The 16,032-nt window shown below is 44.3% G+C and carries 14 protein-coding genes; 6 read left to right on the plus strand and 8 right to left on the minus strand.

The features are described 5' to 3' along the window. Positions 1–557 precede the first annotated feature (557 nt). From DLM75_RS18205 to DLM75_RS18215, 3 genes are all read right to left on the minus strand, one after another. A complete protein-coding gene (locus tag DLM75_RS18205; protein WP_118969938.1) occupies positions 558–2,096 on the minus strand; it encodes a sodium:solute symporter family transporter in 1,539 nt (512 codons plus the stop codon). Positions 2,097–2,100: 4 nt separating this feature from the next. After that, entirely contained in the window at positions 2,101–2,403 is a 303-nt protein-coding gene (locus DLM75_RS18210; protein WP_118969939.1) for a DUF485 domain-containing protein, read from the minus strand. Between the two features lie 104 nt (positions 2,404–2,507). Then, positions 2,508–3,695, minus strand: a complete 1,188-nt coding sequence (locus DLM75_RS18215) for a lipase/acyltransferase domain-containing protein (RefSeq protein WP_118969940.1) — start codon at positions 3,693–3,695, stop codon at positions 2,508–2,510. 140 nt (positions 3,696–3,835) lie between these two features. On the opposite strand from DLM75_RS18215, the gene DLM75_RS18220 reads away from it, so the two are divergent. Beyond that, positions 3,836–5,713 carry an esterase/lipase family protein gene (locus DLM75_RS18220; RefSeq protein ID WP_118969941.1) on the plus strand — a complete coding sequence of 626 codons (1,878 nt, stop codon included), beginning with the start codon at positions 3,836–3,838 and terminating at the stop codon, positions 5,711–5,713. 16 nt (positions 5,714–5,729) lie between these two features. Here DLM75_RS18220 and DLM75_RS18225 read toward each other — a convergent pair whose 3' ends face one another. Both DLM75_RS18225 and DLM75_RS18230 read right to left on the minus strand, forming a co-directional pair. Beyond that, a complete protein-coding gene (locus tag DLM75_RS18225; RefSeq protein WP_118969942.1) occupies positions 5,730–6,431 on the minus strand; it encodes a lysophospholipid acyltransferase family protein in 702 nt (233 codons plus the stop codon). Positions 6,432–6,497: 66 nt separating this feature from the next. Next, the gene (locus DLM75_RS18230) at positions 6,498–6,917 is read right to left on the minus strand and encodes a hypothetical protein (protein ID WP_118969943.1); all 420 of its coding nucleotides are present in this window, start codon (positions 6,915–6,917) and stop codon (positions 6,498–6,500) included. A gap of 314 nt (positions 6,918–7,231) precedes the next feature. Here DLM75_RS18230 and DLM75_RS18240 point away from each other — a divergent pair, with 314 nt between their 5' ends. The 3 genes from DLM75_RS18240 (at position 7,232) to DLM75_RS18250 (ending at position 10,213) form a co-directional block, all read left to right on the plus strand. Next, positions 7,232–8,098 (plus strand): bile acid:sodium symporter family protein, encoded by an 867-nt coding sequence (locus DLM75_RS18240; protein ID WP_118969945.1) that lies wholly within the window; start codon positions 7,232–7,234, stop codon positions 8,096–8,098. Between the two features lie 192 nt (positions 8,099–8,290). After that, entirely contained in the window at positions 8,291–9,220 is a 930-nt protein-coding gene (locus DLM75_RS18245; protein ID WP_241547978.1) for a hypothetical protein, read from the plus strand. 45 nt (positions 9,221–9,265) lie between these two features. Then, positions 9,266–10,213: a DMT family transporter gene (locus DLM75_RS18250; RefSeq protein WP_118970131.1), complete on the plus strand. Its 948-nt coding sequence runs from the start codon at positions 9,266–9,268 to the stop codon at positions 10,211–10,213. An 84-nt stretch (positions 10,214–10,297) separates the two neighbouring features. On the opposite strand, the gene DLM75_RS18255 is transcribed toward DLM75_RS18250, so the two are convergent. From DLM75_RS18255 to DLM75_RS18265, 3 genes are all read right to left on the minus strand, one after another. After that, positions 10,298–11,701 (minus strand): Lcl C-terminal domain-containing protein, encoded by a 1,404-nt coding sequence (locus DLM75_RS18255; RefSeq protein WP_118969946.1) that lies wholly within the window; start codon positions 11,699–11,701, stop codon positions 10,298–10,300. 301 nt (positions 11,702–12,002) lie between these two features. Next, complete coding sequence (locus DLM75_RS18260; RefSeq protein WP_118969947.1) at positions 12,003–13,424, minus strand: Lcl C-terminal domain-containing protein; 1,422 nt, start codon at positions 13,422–13,424, stop codon at positions 12,003–12,005. A gap of 165 nt (positions 13,425–13,589) precedes the next feature. Then, positions 13,590–15,311 carry a SpoIIE family protein phosphatase gene (locus DLM75_RS18265; protein WP_118969948.1) on the minus strand — a complete coding sequence of 574 codons (1,722 nt, stop codon included), beginning with the start codon at positions 15,309–15,311 and terminating at the stop codon, positions 13,590–13,592. Positions 15,312–15,509: 198 nt separating this feature from the next. Between DLM75_RS18265 and DLM75_RS24845 the strand changes: the two genes are divergently transcribed. Then, the gene (locus DLM75_RS24845) at positions 15,510–15,644 is read left to right on the plus strand and encodes a hypothetical protein (RefSeq protein WP_277738623.1); all 135 of its coding nucleotides are present in this window, start codon (positions 15,510–15,512) and stop codon (positions 15,642–15,644) included. 94 nt (positions 15,645–15,738) lie between these two features. Beyond that, positions 15,739–16,008 carry a DUF736 family protein gene (locus DLM75_RS18270; RefSeq protein WP_118969949.1) on the plus strand — a complete coding sequence of 90 codons (270 nt, stop codon included), beginning with the start codon at positions 15,739–15,741 and terminating at the stop codon, positions 16,006–16,008. The last annotated feature ends 24 nt before the right edge of the window (positions 16,009–16,032 follow it).

Here is a 16,032-nt window from a genome sequence, read left to right on the forward strand (position 1 = left end):
TTGAGAATCCGTCGCCATACATACTCCTCAGGTTGAATACTTTATCGTTTCTGTCAACCGAGGTCGCTAGTTTCATAGATAACTTTCTACAGATCGCGGAAGCAGAAAGACCTAAGGGAAATAGCTCAATCGATTCAATGAGCAAGTAAGAGAACTCCCACAGAGGCAACTTTAGATGTTCTAAGGGGGTTCCAGAAGTCCTTGAATCTAAATAATTACATTGAGGACAACGGATTACATTCTCCCTCGTAGAAACTTCTTTGCTAAGAGAAATTTTACAATCAGGACAATTCTTAGGATAGACAGTAGATAATAGGTTCTTAGTAACTTGAGAATAATAGTCGGTGTTTAAGTGAGGGAACTCTTGGTTAAAACGATCTTAGCAGTGAGTTTTTTGGGAAAAGGTTTCGTAAAGGATTTATAGTTCTGTGGGGAATCGGTTCTGAATTAGAATTCTTTTTTACATGGAGCGGGTTGCAAAACAGTGGACCCAAGACATTCCGGTGAAAAGCATGGGTTCCGCTTTCAAAACGCTGTGCAATGGTGAAAATGAATTCCTACTCGGCGCCGATTCCCAAATACGTTCGAATTTTCTCGGACTCGTATTTTTCTTGGGCAGACTTTTCCGGATACAATTTTGAAAAACAAACCGCACTCAGAAAGGAAAGAGCCATCGAAAAGATGGCCGGGTTTTTTAAGGGAAAGATCGCCGTTTTAAAACCGAAGACGTCGACCCAAACGGTCGGACTTAAAACGATCAAAACGATCGCGGATACGGATCCAGTAAGAATCGAAACAACTCCTCCGATCGTGCTGAAATTCTTCCAAACGATGGATAAAAACAAGGCAGGAAAATTTCCACTCGCGGCGATCGCAAAAGCAAGACCGACTAAGAACGCTACGTTCTGATCCTTAAAAAGGATTCCGATCAAAATACCTAACACCCCAAAGGCGACCGTGGCCCTTCGTGCAACTCTTACCTGTTCCGCTTCCGTCGCGTCCCCTTCTTTCATCACGCTCACAAAAATATCATGGGAGATCGTGGAAGCCGCCGCTAAAGTCAAACCCGCGACAACGGCAAGAATCGTCGCAAACGCGACCGCCGCGATAAAACCCATCAAGATCGTTCCTCCGAGAAGTTCGGATAACAAAGCCGCCGCCATATTTCCTCCCTTATCCACGCTCGCAATCGGTTCCCTTCCGATCAAAACAGCGGCGGAAAAACCGACGATCGGGATAATCAAATAAAAATATCCGATAAAGGTCGTCGCATACGCCACGGACTTCCGCGCTTCTTTCGCATCGGGCACCGTATAAAAGCGCATTAGAATATGAGGAAGTCCTAATAAACCCAACATCAAGGCCAATCCCAAGGAAACCGCATCCAGAGGATTGGAAACAAGACCTCCCGGCTCCAAGGCCGCGCTTCCGAACTTTTTATCGACGGCGCCGTATAGATTCTCCAAGCTGAAACCGAATTGAGCGAGTGCAAGAATGGTGAGTAACGTAACACCGGACAAAAGTAGGCAGGCTTTGATGATCTGAACCCAAGTGGTCGCGATCATTCCACCGAACAAAACGTAAAGGAGCATCACGATCCCAACGATAACGACCGCGACTTCGTAAGGAAGACCGAACATCAGATTAATAAGTTTACCCGAACCCACGATCTGAGCGATCGAGTAAGTGAGCGTCACCAAAATTCCGCCTATCGCCGCGGCGATCCGGATCGGCTTTTGTCTCAATCGAAACGCGACCACATCCGCAAACGTAAACTTACCGAGATTACGAAGCGGTTCCGCGACGAGAAACATCAGAGCCGGCCAACCTACTAGCCAACCGACCGCATACAACATTCCGTCATATCCTTTGAGCGCGACCATCCCCGAAATTCCTAAAAAAGAAGCGGCGGACATAAAATCACCGGAAAGAGCGAGCCCGTTCTGAAAACCCGTGATACTTCTTCCAGCGGCGTAGAACTCGCTGGAAGTTTTCGTTTTTCTCGCGGCCCAATACGTGATTCCTAACGTAAGAACAACGAAGATGAGAAAGAAAAGGATGGATAAAAAATTCGGTTGTCCGAGTTGCGAATTCATAGAATCAATCCTCCAACCTTTTCTTCAAAGATTCTACGCTTCGATCATAGTAACGATTGGCCCAAAAAACATAGACCAAGGTGAGGATCCAAGAAAAGAAAATCACCAAAGCGCTCAGAAGAATTCCTATATTGGAAAACGTTCCCACCTTTCGAATCAAAAATTCAGGGTAGAATGCGACGGAAAGAATATAACCGTAATACGATAAAAACAACAAACCCAAGAGTGTAAAACTTACGATCCAGCGGGAACGAACCAACTTCTTAAAATCCGGTTCTTCCATCAGCGCGTGCAGTGTGATTTTCATTCTTAGAACTCCCTTTGCCGCCGAGCAAAATAGAATCAATTCTCAACTCATCAAGGAGAATTTATTCGAAGTTTAAAAAAATGAAATATTCCTCTACTGGATTCTTATTCATGAAGAAAGGAATAGATTCTCTCCCACACTTTTGGGTCGCTTAACAAAGAAGAATGCTCCGCATCGGAAAGAAAGCTTTGATACACGATTTCATCCGGTGGAATCGAACTCGTAAAGGTAACCCTTCCGTCCCCGGGCGCTCTTTGCGCATTCTTAAAATCCCAAAGCCAATGGTCCGGATTTTTTTCGGGCATAAGAACTCTCATCGTGGGTCGATTTTTCGCGTGAACGACCAAGACGGGAGGATACTGATTTCCTTTTTTGGGATCGAGAGAATTTCGAAACGAGAGCGCAAGATCCAATCTGGACTGAAATTCTTTCAAAGAAGGAGGGGGTTCGCAATGCGCTTCGTGGGAATACGGACCGAGTTCGTATTTCTCCCAATCGGAAGCATTAAAAAAACGGAATGGAATGTTCTTCTGATCGGAATCCTTGAGTAATTCCTTCGTATCAAAACTTCCTTCTCTCGGGAAAAACGTATAAACCGAAATGAAACTCGAAACGACACAAGCGCTTGTGATCTCCGGGTTGAGTCCGGTGGAAACTCCGGAAATCAGATCTTCCATAAATCCGATTCCTCCACGAAACGGAACGCCGACAAAGATCACCTTCGACGCTAGGTTCGGTCTTCGATTGATCACCGAGAGCGCGAGATTTCCTCCGTTGCTATGACCTACGAGAACGGGTGCGACTCCGGCGTTTTCCTTTTGAACCTTTTCCAAAAATGCTTCGAGAGCCAAGGAAGTTTCGCCGTTGTCCTTTCTCCAATCGTAAGGAAAAACATACGGTCGGATTCTTACCGATGTGGAAAGCCACTGCAACCAAGGCTGATAAACTTTTACATCGATCAAAAACGGGATGAGAGTTACGGAAGATAAAACCTCTCCTACTTGAACCGAATCGTTCTTTCTCAAAGTTAGATCGGGTGCGGAAAAATTCAAAGCCTGCCAAGGAGTAAGCCAAATCGCGTCGAGGGAACCGGACTCGTTCTTTCGAAAGAGCTCGGATCCCTTATAACCGGGAACGAAAACGAGAGGGATTTGCATCGCAACCGTGGAACGACTTCCTTCGGATCCGACATTCTTTAACAAACCCGGGCCGAAGGTCCGTTCCTTTTGACCGGAACAAAACAAAAACGAAAGAAGAATCAAACCCGCCGAAGTATTTGTATGGAATTTCACGAACACATACTCGCCGATCGTCGAAAGTTTGTCTATGGTAAAACTTTACCTTTCCTATTTGTAAATTCCTTTCCCTTGGAATTACGATCCTCCGTTCTTTTTGACTTGTCAGAGAGGAACGATCCGCTCTTCATTGAAGGATGATTTTGTTTTGTAGAATTCCTTTAAGAATTTGGATTCTTCTCGGATCCTTTGTTCTATTCGATTGTGCCACGTATTCTACCGCAAACTATTCTCAGTTCGAACAGGAGAAGTTAGTCAACATCAGTAGCGTCTCTTCGAACAAACTCAGTCTTCTCACGATGCGATATCTCAAAAGCAACGATCTCGACGAAAGGTTCGAAGATTCTCCTCTCGTAGTCATCTACGATTTGGACAATCGACTTCTCGCGTATAAATCCAGAGATCTCGCCTATTATCTTTCCGAACTCTGTTATCTCACCGGAAATTCTTTGGATACGGAAGATCCGGAGTTTGCGAAGATGTATGCTTCTGCATTAGTATATTCTTATACATATCTATTTGATTCCAAGGCGACGCCCGCTCCCGATCCGTTTTCAGCGGAATTTCGTTTTGCGCTTCTCACATACAATCGTTCCTTGGCGCAGTTGGTCCGTTATGCGAAGAAGAATCGAAAGCTGGCTAACGTGACCGATCTCAATCTTCCGTTGATTCGAGGAAATCTCGTAATGGAAAGCGCCGAAGTCGAAACTTCTTGGACGCCGCAGAATTTTCTGCAAATCGAAGTCGCTTATGATTTTAGGACGAAGGGATTTTCCAATCATATCAGCAAATACGGAATCGGAACTCCGTTGATTCTAATCCGAAAATTTCCGGAAAACGAACCTCAAAAAAGAATCCAGTATGAATTCATCAACGGAGTCGGACAGGCGTATCCGGGAACCGCGTTCGTAAGTCTGGAAGAATCTTATCTTGGAAACAGAGACTTGATGAACCTGAGAGCGAAGATTCACGTCTATGATCCCGTCTTTCGAGATCGAATTGAATTCGAAGGAATGAATCTTCCGATGGAAAGCGATACGACCACACCGCTCGCATACATGCTAACGATCGCACAAAAACGGGACAGCCTACTTGCGATCTTCGACGGAGAAACGAGCATTTCCAGAAAAGGCCTTTATCTCGTATATCCGTATCGAAAGGATAAGATCCCGGTCGTATTCGTACACGGACTCGCGTCCTCACCTTTTATCTGGTTTCCGATGATCAACGAGCTACTCGCCGATCCTGAAATCAAAGAGAAATATCAGTTCTGGGTTTATTGGTATCCCACCGTTAATCCGATGCTCCTTTCCGCGGCGGACTTTAGAGATACGTTATACGATTTAAGAAAGGTTTACGATCCGAAAAACGAACACAAAAGTTTTGATCGAATGGTGTTGATCGGTCATAGTATGGGCGGCCTCGTCGCAAAGTTAGCCGTAACCAAGGGACGAAAAGAAGAATGGATGACAGCCGCAAACGTCCCCTACTCCGCGTACGAGTCCATGAGCGAAGAATACAAAAAGGAAATCAAAAGAGTTTTCGATTTCGATCCGGTGCCTTTCGTCAAAAGGGCGATCTTTATCGCGACCCCGCACCGAGGATCCAATCTCGCCGAAGGAATTTTAGGAACGATCGCGAGATTTCTTTTTATACTTCCAAAGGAGGTGGCGAAAAAATTTCAGGAAGGTTATAAATTCTTACTCGTAAATCACAAGGATGGGGATTTAGTTCCGGGAGTCTATGGAGTGGACGGTTTGTCGCCCAAAAGCCTCTTTATGAAAGTAACGGGAGAATACAGACCTCTCGTCAAATTTCATTCCATCATCGGGAATTCAAAACTCGCGGATCTGGACTGGATCAGTGATTCGGTCGTTCCTTACGAAAGTTCCCATTTGGATCACCCCGAATCCGAATTACTCATTCAATCCGAACATTCCGTTCAAAATCACCTACCGACTTTTTTGGAAGTAAAACGGATCCTCAAGGAACACACAAAAGAGGAAATTCCATGATTAGAATATAAGAATATTATTGATTTCTTAATTCTTCGGCTTTATCGATACATCTCTGACGATTTTCCAACATCGCCTTCTCGACCATGAGGCGCGCTTCTTCAAAACCCTTCTCGTCCAATTGCCTCGGAATCAAAATCGGTTCGCCGTAAGACACGACGAAAGTGGTGAACGGTTTCGGAATTCTATGTTTATCCCAGGATCTTTCGGCGATCCATTGACGAGTACATTCATAGTGGAAGGGAATGATAGGAACCTGAGAAACTTGACCACAAGCGATCAAACCCGGTTGCACAACAAGCGCGGGTCCGCGAGGACCGTCCGGGGTGATCGCCGCGGGGAGATTTTTTTTGAGATGAACGATAAGCGCTTTTAAAGCCTTGGATCCGCCCTTGGAAGAACTCCCCCGAATGCTGTAATTATCAAAACGATGTACTACGTTGTTGATAAAATCTCCGTCTTTGGATTCGGATATCAAAACCGCGGCTCCCGCTTTTCGATTGAGATAAGGAGAATAGAGAACGTTCGTGTGCCAGATGGAAAGGATATAGGGCTTTTTTTCTTTGCGGAGTTTTTCCAAACTTCCGTCTCCGATATTGACTCTTCGAGAAGTAAAACCGATCAGCCTTTGGAGATTGACGACGAGAAAGGGAATCAACCAAACCAGAAATTTTCTTTTGAACGATTCTTTTTCTTTTGCTTTAGAATTTTCTTCCATGGAACACGAGATTTTTTTGAAATCGAAAATTCATCACCTCTTTTTTAGAATCCGATCCGACACAAATCAAGGATAGGTTTCCCGGGAATCATACAAGGAGGAAAATTCCTTATCCCTCGGAAAAAGAAAAAGAAGACCCGTCAAAAAAATCCCCATACCGATCCAATGAATAGGATCCGCGAAGATAAAATAAAATATTCCGTTGATCGTATATCCCGAATCCAAAAAAATCACGGAGAGAATTTTAGATTGAGAATAGGATTTGAACTTATCTATGAGTTTTAGATTTTCTTGAATCAACTTCTTCTTAGCGAAATAAAGCGGAACATACCAGGCAATGGGCAGTAGGAATACGCTCGATCCGAATACAAAACCGCTCCAAATCTTCGCGTGTTGACCGTTCTTATTCGCGGAAAGAACGAAGACGATTCCGAATAAAAGTAACAGGAACAAAAGAGAAAAATAGATGATCTTTAAGTTTTTCATTCTTTTCTTTCATCGAAGAAGAACATGAAATTTATTTCCTTAAAAAGTTTTGTCAAGATATTACAAAACTGGAACGTACCAAACAGCGAAAAGATGCTTCGAAGTCTCCGGACTATTTGTCATCGAAAGAAGAAAAAAAACGAAATCAACCCGATCTTCGACTCCTCCCGATTCTTATTCGATTTCGTTCAATCGTTCGATAAAAACAAAATCGATATCTCGAAACGAATGTAAAATTCTCGAGATTTAAAAATTCGATCGACTGGAGAGGAAAGTTGGAATACAGAGTTTGAAACAAAAAATAGGTTTATATTATGGAATCCAATTTGCTAACAGCTATATTCCTTCCGCTCGCGTTAGGAATCATCATGCTCGGAATGGGGATGTCTCTGACGATCGAGGACTTCAAACGGATCTTCATTCTTCCGAAAGCCGCCTTGACCGGACTCACCTTACAGTTGTTACTCTTACCGATCGCAGGATGGCTTATCGCGGATTTTTCCGGTCTTCCCGGAGAACTTGCCGTCGGTCTTATGTTGCTCGCAATTTGTCCGGGAGGAGCCACTTCGAATTTGATCACTCATCTCGCGAAAGGCGACGTCGCGCTTTCGATCACGTTAACCGCAATCACGAGCTGTGTTACCGTCGTTTCGATTCCGATTCTTCTGAATGTCTCCATGCACCATTTCTTAGGAAGCGGACAGATGATCGAATTAAACGTTCCACAGACGATCCTGCAAATATTTTTGGTCACCGTATTGCCGGTTACCATGGGAATGATTCTCAACGCAAAAAAACCGGACCTCTCCAAAAAGTTCGAAAAACTAGTGAAAGTTCTCTCAGGAATTTTTCTGATTCTCATCATCGCCGGCGCGATCGTAAGAGAAAGACAGAATATCGTTCCGTTTTTTATCCAAGTCGGACCGGCCGCCTTAGCTCTCAATTTAACCACGATGGTCCTCGGATTTTTAGGAGCGTCTTTGATGAAAGTTACGAAGGCGCAAAGAACTTCGATAACGATCGAGGTAGGAATTCAAAACGGGACCCTGGGAATCGCGATCGCGACTTCGATTCTCAATAACGCGGCGATGGCGATTCCCTCCGCGATTTACAGCTTGATCATGTTCGCGACCGGCGCCCTATTTTCGGTTTGGATGCATAAGATCCCGGACGAGGTTTAACATTTTTTTCAAGGATCCTGTGGTAGTTTGAATCCGATTTCGTTTGTCTTCGAAGTCTAAAAATTTTTTACGCTCCGAAGACAAAGGGTCCATTCCATTTTTATGATACGTTTGTTTTCTCGAAATAAAAAGTCCGCACGAGGTGCGAATAAAAATCAAAACTTTGTTTGATTCGAAAAAAACCGGAGAGAGTTGCGAAAAGAAAAGGACAATTCTTTTTTCTTCCAAGTCAGTTGTTCCGACAAAGTATTTTCTAATAAAAAACACTTGAAATCGGACTGGAAGTCCGCTCTGAACCGTCACTGGAAAACCTTGACTCTTTCTCGCCGTAAAATTCTACGATTGTCGACTTTTTTACTTGGAAATTCTTCCCCAAAAACCATAAAAGCGGAAGTGATTCCGCCCCACAAAACACGGACCGATATGGCCGTTCTTTCCCGACCGACTTCGATCATTCTATTTTTATTTTGTATGTTTTCTTTTTCCTGCACCATGGTCGGATTTCACCGAACAGGGATTCGACAAGAAATCGATTTTGGAAAAGAGGAAACGCTCAAACTCTGTGTTTGGAAGGACAAAAAAATTTCCGAAGTGGAATTGGAAGCGCTGATCGAAATCTGGAACGAAGAATTAAAACTCTATAAAATCAGAATTTTATTAAACGACGTAAAGGAATGGGAACGTCCCGGTTGGACCGGCTCCGCCATCATGGATCAGATTTTCACTGCGGATCTTCCCCTTTCTTGTGATCGACTTCTTGCGGTAGCCGGCGGAAAGTTAAGCGACACCGCATTCGAACTTGTAGGATTGTTCTTCGCCTTTTTCGGAATTCCAAGCTATCAAATTTTAGGTGCGGTCGAAACAAAAACCGGAACAAGGGGATATATTCTGGGACAAACCAGAACGCTTTCCCATTGGTTCAGCGGAGGCGCAAAAGGAACACTGATTCACGAAGGCTATCATCTCTTGGGATGCGGACATTCTTTTTTTCTCAGCGATTGTTATCTTCAAATTCAAAAGGTCAAAGAGTTGAAGAGGAAGAATGCGGAACAAGGAGAACCGTTTTTTCCATCAGTGGACGAGGAAGGTCGAATTTTTCTGAAAAATCCTTGGCATTCTTAGAATTTGTTTTCTTTCATTGCTTGGAAGCTTTTTGAGGATGGATTTATGGAAGCATCCGAATCAAAATGGAAACCCTTTTTAGGAACCTCTCTTGTATTGGCCGGTGCCGTTTTCTTTTCCGCAAAGGCGATCTTCGTAAAACTAGTTTATCGATACGACGTGGATTCCATCACGGCGTTGACACTTCGAATGTTGTTTGCCATTCCATTCTTCGCATGGATCGCGTTTCGTTCTCGAAAGAATGAGAATTCGGTAAAACTTTCCGGCAAAGACTGGACTTTGATTTTTGCTCTCGCGTTTCTCGGATACTATCTCGCGAGTCTTTTCGATTTCATAGGTCTAGAATATATCTCGGCAGGTTTGGAAAGACTGACGCTCTTCGTCTATCCTACAATCGTACTCGTGATCAGTTCTTTTATATATAAAAGAAAGATCAAAGGAATCGAGATTTTCGCAATCATCCTGACCTATTCCGGAATCGCCGTCGCTTTTTTCGGCGACATTCAAACGGAAGGACCGGACGCGATCAAAGGTGTACTTTTTGTCTTTGCATCGGCGGTGGCTTATTCCTTGTATTTAGTCGGAAGCGAATCCTTGATTCCGAAAATCGGATCCGTTAAGTTTACGTCTTATCTGATGCTTCTTTCCGGTTTGATCGTGGTGATTCATTTTTTACTCACAAAAGAACTTTCACTCTTGGTCCAATCACGGCCGGTTTATCTTCTCGGATTGGCTCTCGGAGTTTTGACGACGGTCATACCGGCCTACTTCATTACGGAAGGAATTCGAATGATCGGATCCGGACGCGCGGCGATCGTCGGTTCCGTAGGTCCGATTTCCACCATTCTTCTTGCATGGATTTTTTTAGGAGAAGCGATTACTTCCACCGGAATTGCAGGCACCTTTCTCGTGTTAGCCGGGGTTCTATCGATCGGGAAGAAAAAACAGAATTCTAAAGAAAAGGACGCGAGCGCAACGGATTCTTCGGAATAAAAAAATATCCGGAGAATCAAGATTCTTCATTTTTAATTTTAGAATATTCTAAAATTCTTATATTTCTTCGGAAAGTTTGACTTTTTAAGGAACGTTTTTTACGCATCTTACATAATCCGTATAAGTCGCGCCGGACCGAGAAAGTCTCCCATATTGTACGTCGAATGTAAACACTCCGAGATTCCCCGCCAATTGACTTACGTTGCTGGTCCAATAACTTCCCGAGGCAAGATTTGCCGGAAATACGTTGAGATCGATCGCGTTGGTCCCCATAAGAACATCGTATTTTGCGATCGTTAGATATTCTCTGACGTTTGGAACCCTCCACTTTCCGCCGGTAGACGGTAAGGAATCACACTGAACAAGTGCGTCCCGCCAATCGAAAAGAGTAGTCGCAGAGTTTTGACAAGAGGTGCCGGATTGCCCAACGGAACATTTTTGCCAAAGAAGATTTGTATTGTTGTCCAAAATCGTTCCATCCCCGAGGTCCGTAAAGTTTTGAGCCGGAAAACTTCCTCCCGCGACACAACGAACCGGAAGCGTTCCCACCTCAGCCGCGTCCTCGTTGTTTCCGTTCGAGAAATTATAAACCCAACGCCTTGGAGTAAACGATGCGGGATCTGCCATTGAACGAGACCAAAAAGTTTGATTTCCATCGGGAAAGACGGTCATATTCGTGTACGGACCCGCGTTGGAAAAGGATGCGATTGTGAACAACTCTTGAAGATCTGGAATTCTCCAATTCTTCAAACCAGCGTAACCGGAGACATTGAGATTGGAACAAGCGACACCCGCGTCGGCATACGAAAAAAGCGTAGGAGCGGCTAACGCGCTACAGTCGATCGGGTTCGTTCCTTCCTTACAAGTTTTCCAAACCAATCCGGTATTTTTATCGACTACGACGGGTTGAGAAGAATCGCTCGTGAGAGTCGTCCTTTCCAAGTTCGACGTTAGTCCGGAAACGTCCCCGTCCTGTCCCGGTAAACTACCCAGCCCACAAGCGATCACCGAAGCTGTTGCGTCAAAACAATCAGTCTGTCCCGCGTCGGTGATCGGAGTGATCACGTTAACCGAAACCGAGTAAGCGTCCTTTTGTCCGTTTCCTGCAACGACCTCGTAACGTACAGGAGAGGAAAAATCGTTGGAAGTATCTCCGCTCTTTTGAGCCGTTCCGTTTACAAAAACGGTCGCACCCGCCGAAGATTCAAAACTGGCTTTTAAACGAGTCACCGCACCGAAAGGAACTCCCTGAATGAGGATCTGATTTCCGACGATCGTTCCTTCATAATCCTGGAGCAGATGATTTTCTATCGCCCGAAATCGAAAGGTCGTAATTTGTTTCCCGGTAGCATTTCTAAAAAAATCAAAGCCGGCATTGAAAAGAAGCCCAGCACTCGAAGACGTATCTAAACTGATTCTGTCCGCTTGGGCGCAATGAATGAAAAGAAATACAAAAAGAGATGGAAGAAGACGAAATCGCAGGTGCATGAACTGGCTCTTTTACCTAAAAAACAATCGAATGATAAAAAATTGATTATTTTTTTATAATCAGGAAGAATTTTCCAAACCAAATCGAAATCGATTCCCTTGTCCTCGCAAAACAGTCACGTTCTATGACACAAAAACTACCTGAAAATACCGTTTTCTTTGGATTCAAATTCCCTCTTTCGGTATTCTTCTCAAAACCTTCTCAAACTAGAAATTTCGAATCCTTCTTTGTGCGAGAGAATTGAGAATCAGAAAAATCGTTTCCAGGAATTCCGACTTGAATTCGACTTCTTGATTCGGATTACGGTCCGTCTGTGACACAACGTGTAAAACTCACCGATGTCGGACCGTCGACTATATAAATTTCCGGTAGTCCGAAATGCACCTTAAAGATGATTCCTCCAGGGACGGAATTGCTCGAGTGATACTTTGGATTTTCAGGTGGAATATGGGGGAATTTTTCATTGTCGATTCGGACCGTGGCGCTCGATGTAAAATCGAGCAAACTACGGAGTTCATTGATATTCGGAAGTCTCCAAATTCTTCCCGCGAGGTTCAAGGTCTTGCAGGTGTTCAAAGCTTGACCCCAGTTTTCCGGAACGGCGGCGCCCACAAGGCAGTCCGGAGAAGTCGAAGACCACGTCTGACCTTTCGTGCACTTTTGCCAAACGAGATTGGTGCGATTGTCCCGAACGGTCCCATCGCCGAGATCCGTAAACGTTCGATTCGGAATCGGAGAACCGGAAACACAACGAACGCTCCGACTCGAACCGAAATTCTTTCCGTTCGTATCGATCTGATCGGTTTCGAAACTATAACTCCAAACTTTCAGGGAATCAGTCGCGTCCTCGGTCTTGGTCCAAAACGAAGAAACTCCGCCCGGAAAATCGGAGAGCCGAAGGAAGCCGGTGATCGGATTTGTATGCTGAGTCAACGTCAGGAGTTCCTCAATTTCGGGAATTCTCCAAGTGGAAATTCCTGCATACCCTGCTCCCGAATGGAGAGCATTGAGAGAGGAACAAACGCTCAGCGCTTGGGGATAAAAGAAACTTTCGTCGGGAACTCCACAAGTCGTATTGTTCGAACCTTCTGCGCAGTATTTCCAAATCAATCCGGTTTGACGATCCAAGGTAACGGGTTCGGAAGAATCACTTGAAAAGGCCACATTCGTTTGAAAGGAGGTCGGAACCCCGGTCGAATAATCCGCGTCTTGTCCCGGATTGGAACTACAAGCCGAGTAACAGTTCGTTTGTTCCGCATCCGTTAGCTGAAAGAGAGGCTGGACGAAGACCGTATAATCTTGAATACTTCCGTCGAAAGCCGTGATTCGATATATCAATGGACTCGAAAAATCATTCGATGTTCTTCCACTTTCTTGCGGAATTCCTTCCATCGTGACCGACTTCCCGGTGGACACAAAACTCGCCTTTAACCGGTTCACTGCGCCAAAAGGGGCTTGGATTGTGATCTGACTTCCGGAAATGGTTCCGCTAAAATCTTGTGCGAAAAAATTTTCCGATCCCAAAAATCGAAACGAAGAAATCTCTTTTCCGTTTTCGGAATCGATTCGTATCGAAGAAAGAATCTGGAGTCCACCTTGCAGTAATAAGCCGGCCCCGGAGGAAGAATCAATGTCGATCCGATCGGCATCTGCACAAGAGAGAAAAAGAATCAGGACCAAAGAAAAACAACGTGTCTTTCTTCCTTGTTGAAATAAATCCATTTTTGAAAAAACAAACGATGCGTTCCCAATTTCAAGAACATCCTGTTTTTGAAATCGTATATTTTATAGATTTTTAATATTCAAAAGATAAAATGAATTCTTATTTTTTGAAATAGATCTGGATCTAAAGAAAGTCGAATCTGATTTCGGTCATTTCAAGAAGAATCAATAGATGTCCATAACGAGAAGAGCGATATCGTCTCCGAAGTTACCGCCCGAATAGGCAAAAATATCCGAAACGATCCATTCGATATAATCCTCGATCGTTTCCGCGTCCAGATATTCTTCGAGAATGGAAATCAGACCGGGAAGATCTAAAATCTCTCCTTGAGAATTGAAGATCTCATACATTCCATCCGAAAAGAAAACGACTCGATCGCCGTGCAGAAGATCGATCGACTGATCATAGTATTTCGCTCCGTCGAAGGCGAGAAGAGGAAGATTCATTCCGTCGAGTTCGATTTTTTTTCCGTCTCGAAAAAGAAGAATGGGAGGGTGACCCGCGTACGCGTAGATCAGTTTTTTTGTTTGCGGAATGTATTTCACTCGAACCGCAGAGATATGATGATCCACAACCAAAGACCTTAGATCTTCTACGATTCGGATCAAACCCTCCGCCGGTGATAGACCGATTCTGGAAGAATTCTTAAATGAAATGACGACCATCCCGGAAACCATCGCGGATGAAATTCCGTGACCGGAAACGTCCGCAAAAAGAATGTCAACACTTCCGTCTTGATTCTGGATCGTGCTGATGACGTCTCCGCCCACTTTTTCAAAAGGGCGAAAGTAGGTTTCCATTCTGAAAAATTCTGAATTGGGAAAGGTTCGATCCACGAGAGAACGTTGGGTCAATCTTCCCAACTCGAGATCGTAGTGCATTCTATCGTAAAAGGCGTTTAACGTGCCTTCTTTGTTTTTTCTATCGAACGCGAGAAGAATCAAGTCGCCGATCAATCCGAGAATATTGATCTCTTCCTCGGTCCAGGTTCGATCTTTTTCCGTCATATCCAGACCGAAAAATCCGATTTCTTTTCCTTCATAAACGAGTCCGATCATCAGAAGAGAACGGATTCCCTGAGGAAGCAAAAGGTTTCTTACAAACGGATTTTCGTTTTGAATTTCTTCGACGGAATTGAGCGCGTAATAACCGAACTTTCTCACTCTTTCGAATCGTTCCTTCGGGATCTGCTCCACGGGAATATTCTGAAAGTAATCCTTCTGAGAAGAAATTCCTTCCTTACACCATTCGTATGTATTGGAAAGGTGTTTATTGGAACTTGAGTATTCTATAATATACGAACGATCAGCATCGCAGATTCTTCCTGCCCTTTCCAGGGAATTGCGGATCGCCTGATCCAATTCTCTCGGCGGAACCGTGATAAAACTCTTGGAAATGTCGGTAAGATTGCTTTGAAGGAGTAGCGAATACTTGAGTTTGTCCTCGCTTTTTTTGAGTGGAGTGATATCCCTCTGCGAACCCCAGACCTGAGAAAGTTTCCCTTCCTTTACGACTCCGACGACGCTGTTGAGAAAGTATTTCGAATTTCCAAAACGATCCAGTTCTCTGGATTCTACGTCCTTCATACTGTATCCGGAACGTACGAACGTAAAAAAATGTTCCAAATCTTCGGGAGAATCGGAAGGAATCAACTGAGAAAGGGATAGACCCATTACCTCAGAAGCGGTTTCGTATCCGTACATTTTCGCCATTGAATCGTTACAGAGCGTTAGGCGAGCATTGGAGATAAGTTGAGTCACCTGTTCGCCTTCCGCCAAACGTGTGTCAATCGGCGCGCTTAGATCAAAACACCAAATCCCTTCCGCGCTACTGAGAAAAAAATCCCGATAACGCTCCAGCTCAATAGATTCCGATTTGATCCGCATAAAGTTCGATTCCAAAGACTACGGCCTTTATTGTTTCCGTCGGCGACAAAGGTCAAAGGTTTTATCTCGAAAATTTAGAAATCCTTCCTTCTTCTGCAAAAAAAAGAATTCTTCTCAAAATCGAAAAAAATCCCCTCTTCTCGACTTTTTTGTCCCGGGTTTCCTGTATCCTGATTTTCAGATAAAGGAGCAAACGACATGGAAACAAACAAAGCAGAATGGATGGACGAAAGAATCGAGGCGATCGCGGACATTCTCGCAGATAAGCTGATCGAAGAAATCCGCAAAAGAGCCTTGGCGAAAGACGCGCTTCGCAACTCCGAAGCCGCCTAACTCGAACACTTCGGAAAAGTAGGAACTCACACTTTCCGAGGATTTCAAAAAGACCCAAGGACAAAAAAGCCAACATCAAAAGGAGGAATCAAACATGGCAGAATACGCACTGAAAGAAAAAAAAGGAAGTCTCTTTAGCAACGCGACCAAGGAAAAGGAAACCCAACCGGACTACACGGGAAAGGTATTGCTGGATGGAAAAACGTATCGACTGGCGGGATGGATTCGAAAGTCCGCGACGGGAAGAAATTACCTATCCTTAAGTATCTCCGAACCGAATCCCGAAAAAAAACCGGGCGGAAACCAAGCCGAAGAAACGGACGGGAACGACTTTACGGACATAGAAGAAGATTTTCCGTTTTGAAGAAAGAAAATTCTGTTTACGATC

Source organism: Leptospira stimsonii, from assembly GCF_003545885.1.
Lineage (GTDB): Bacteria > Spirochaetota > Leptospiria > Leptospirales > Leptospiraceae > Leptospira > Leptospira stimsonii.

Bases quoted from the DNA above. Each gene is read 5' to 3' on its own strand.
- DLM75_RS18205 (WP_118969938.1), bottom strand. From the start codon at position 2,096: ATGAATTCGCAACTCGGACAACCGAATTTTTTATCCATCCTTTTCTTT.
- DLM75_RS18210 (WP_118969939.1), bottom strand. From the start codon at position 2,403: ATGAAAATCACACTGCACGCGCTGATGGAAGAACCGGATTTTAAGAAG.
- DLM75_RS18220 (WP_118969941.1), top strand. From the start codon at position 3,836: ATGATTTTGTTTTGTAGAATTCCTTTAAGAATTTGGATTCTTCTCGGA.
- DLM75_RS18225 (WP_118969942.1), bottom strand. From the start codon at position 6,431: ATGGAAGAAAATTCTAAAGCAAAAGAAAAAGAATCGTTCAAAAGAAAA.
- DLM75_RS18230 (WP_118969943.1), bottom strand. From the start codon at position 6,917: ATGAAAAACTTAAAGATCATCTATTTTTCTCTTTTGTTCCTGTTACTT.
- DLM75_RS18240 (WP_118969945.1), top strand. From the start codon at position 7,232: ATGGAATCCAATTTGCTAACAGCTATATTCCTTCCGCTCGCGTTAGGA.
- DLM75_RS18250 (WP_118970131.1), top strand. From the start codon at position 9,266: ATGGAAGCATCCGAATCAAAATGGAAACCCTTTTTAGGAACCTCTCTT.
- DLM75_RS18255 (WP_118969946.1), bottom strand. From the start codon at position 11,701: ATGCACCTGCGATTTCGTCTTCTTCCATCTCTTTTTGTATTTCTTTTC.
- DLM75_RS18260 (WP_118969947.1), bottom strand. From the start codon at position 13,424: ATGGATTTATTTCAACAAGGAAGAAAGACACGTTGTTTTTCTTTGGTC.
- DLM75_RS18265 (WP_118969948.1), bottom strand. From the start codon at position 15,311: ATGCGGATCAAATCGGAATCTATTGAGCTGGAGCGTTATCGGGATTTT.
- DLM75_RS24845 (WP_277738623.1), top strand. From the start codon at position 15,510: ATGGAAACAAACAAAGCAGAATGGATGGACGAAAGAATCGAGGCGATC.
- DLM75_RS18270 (WP_118969949.1), top strand. From the start codon at position 15,739: ATGGCAGAATACGCACTGAAAGAAAAAAAAGGAAGTCTCTTTAGCAAC.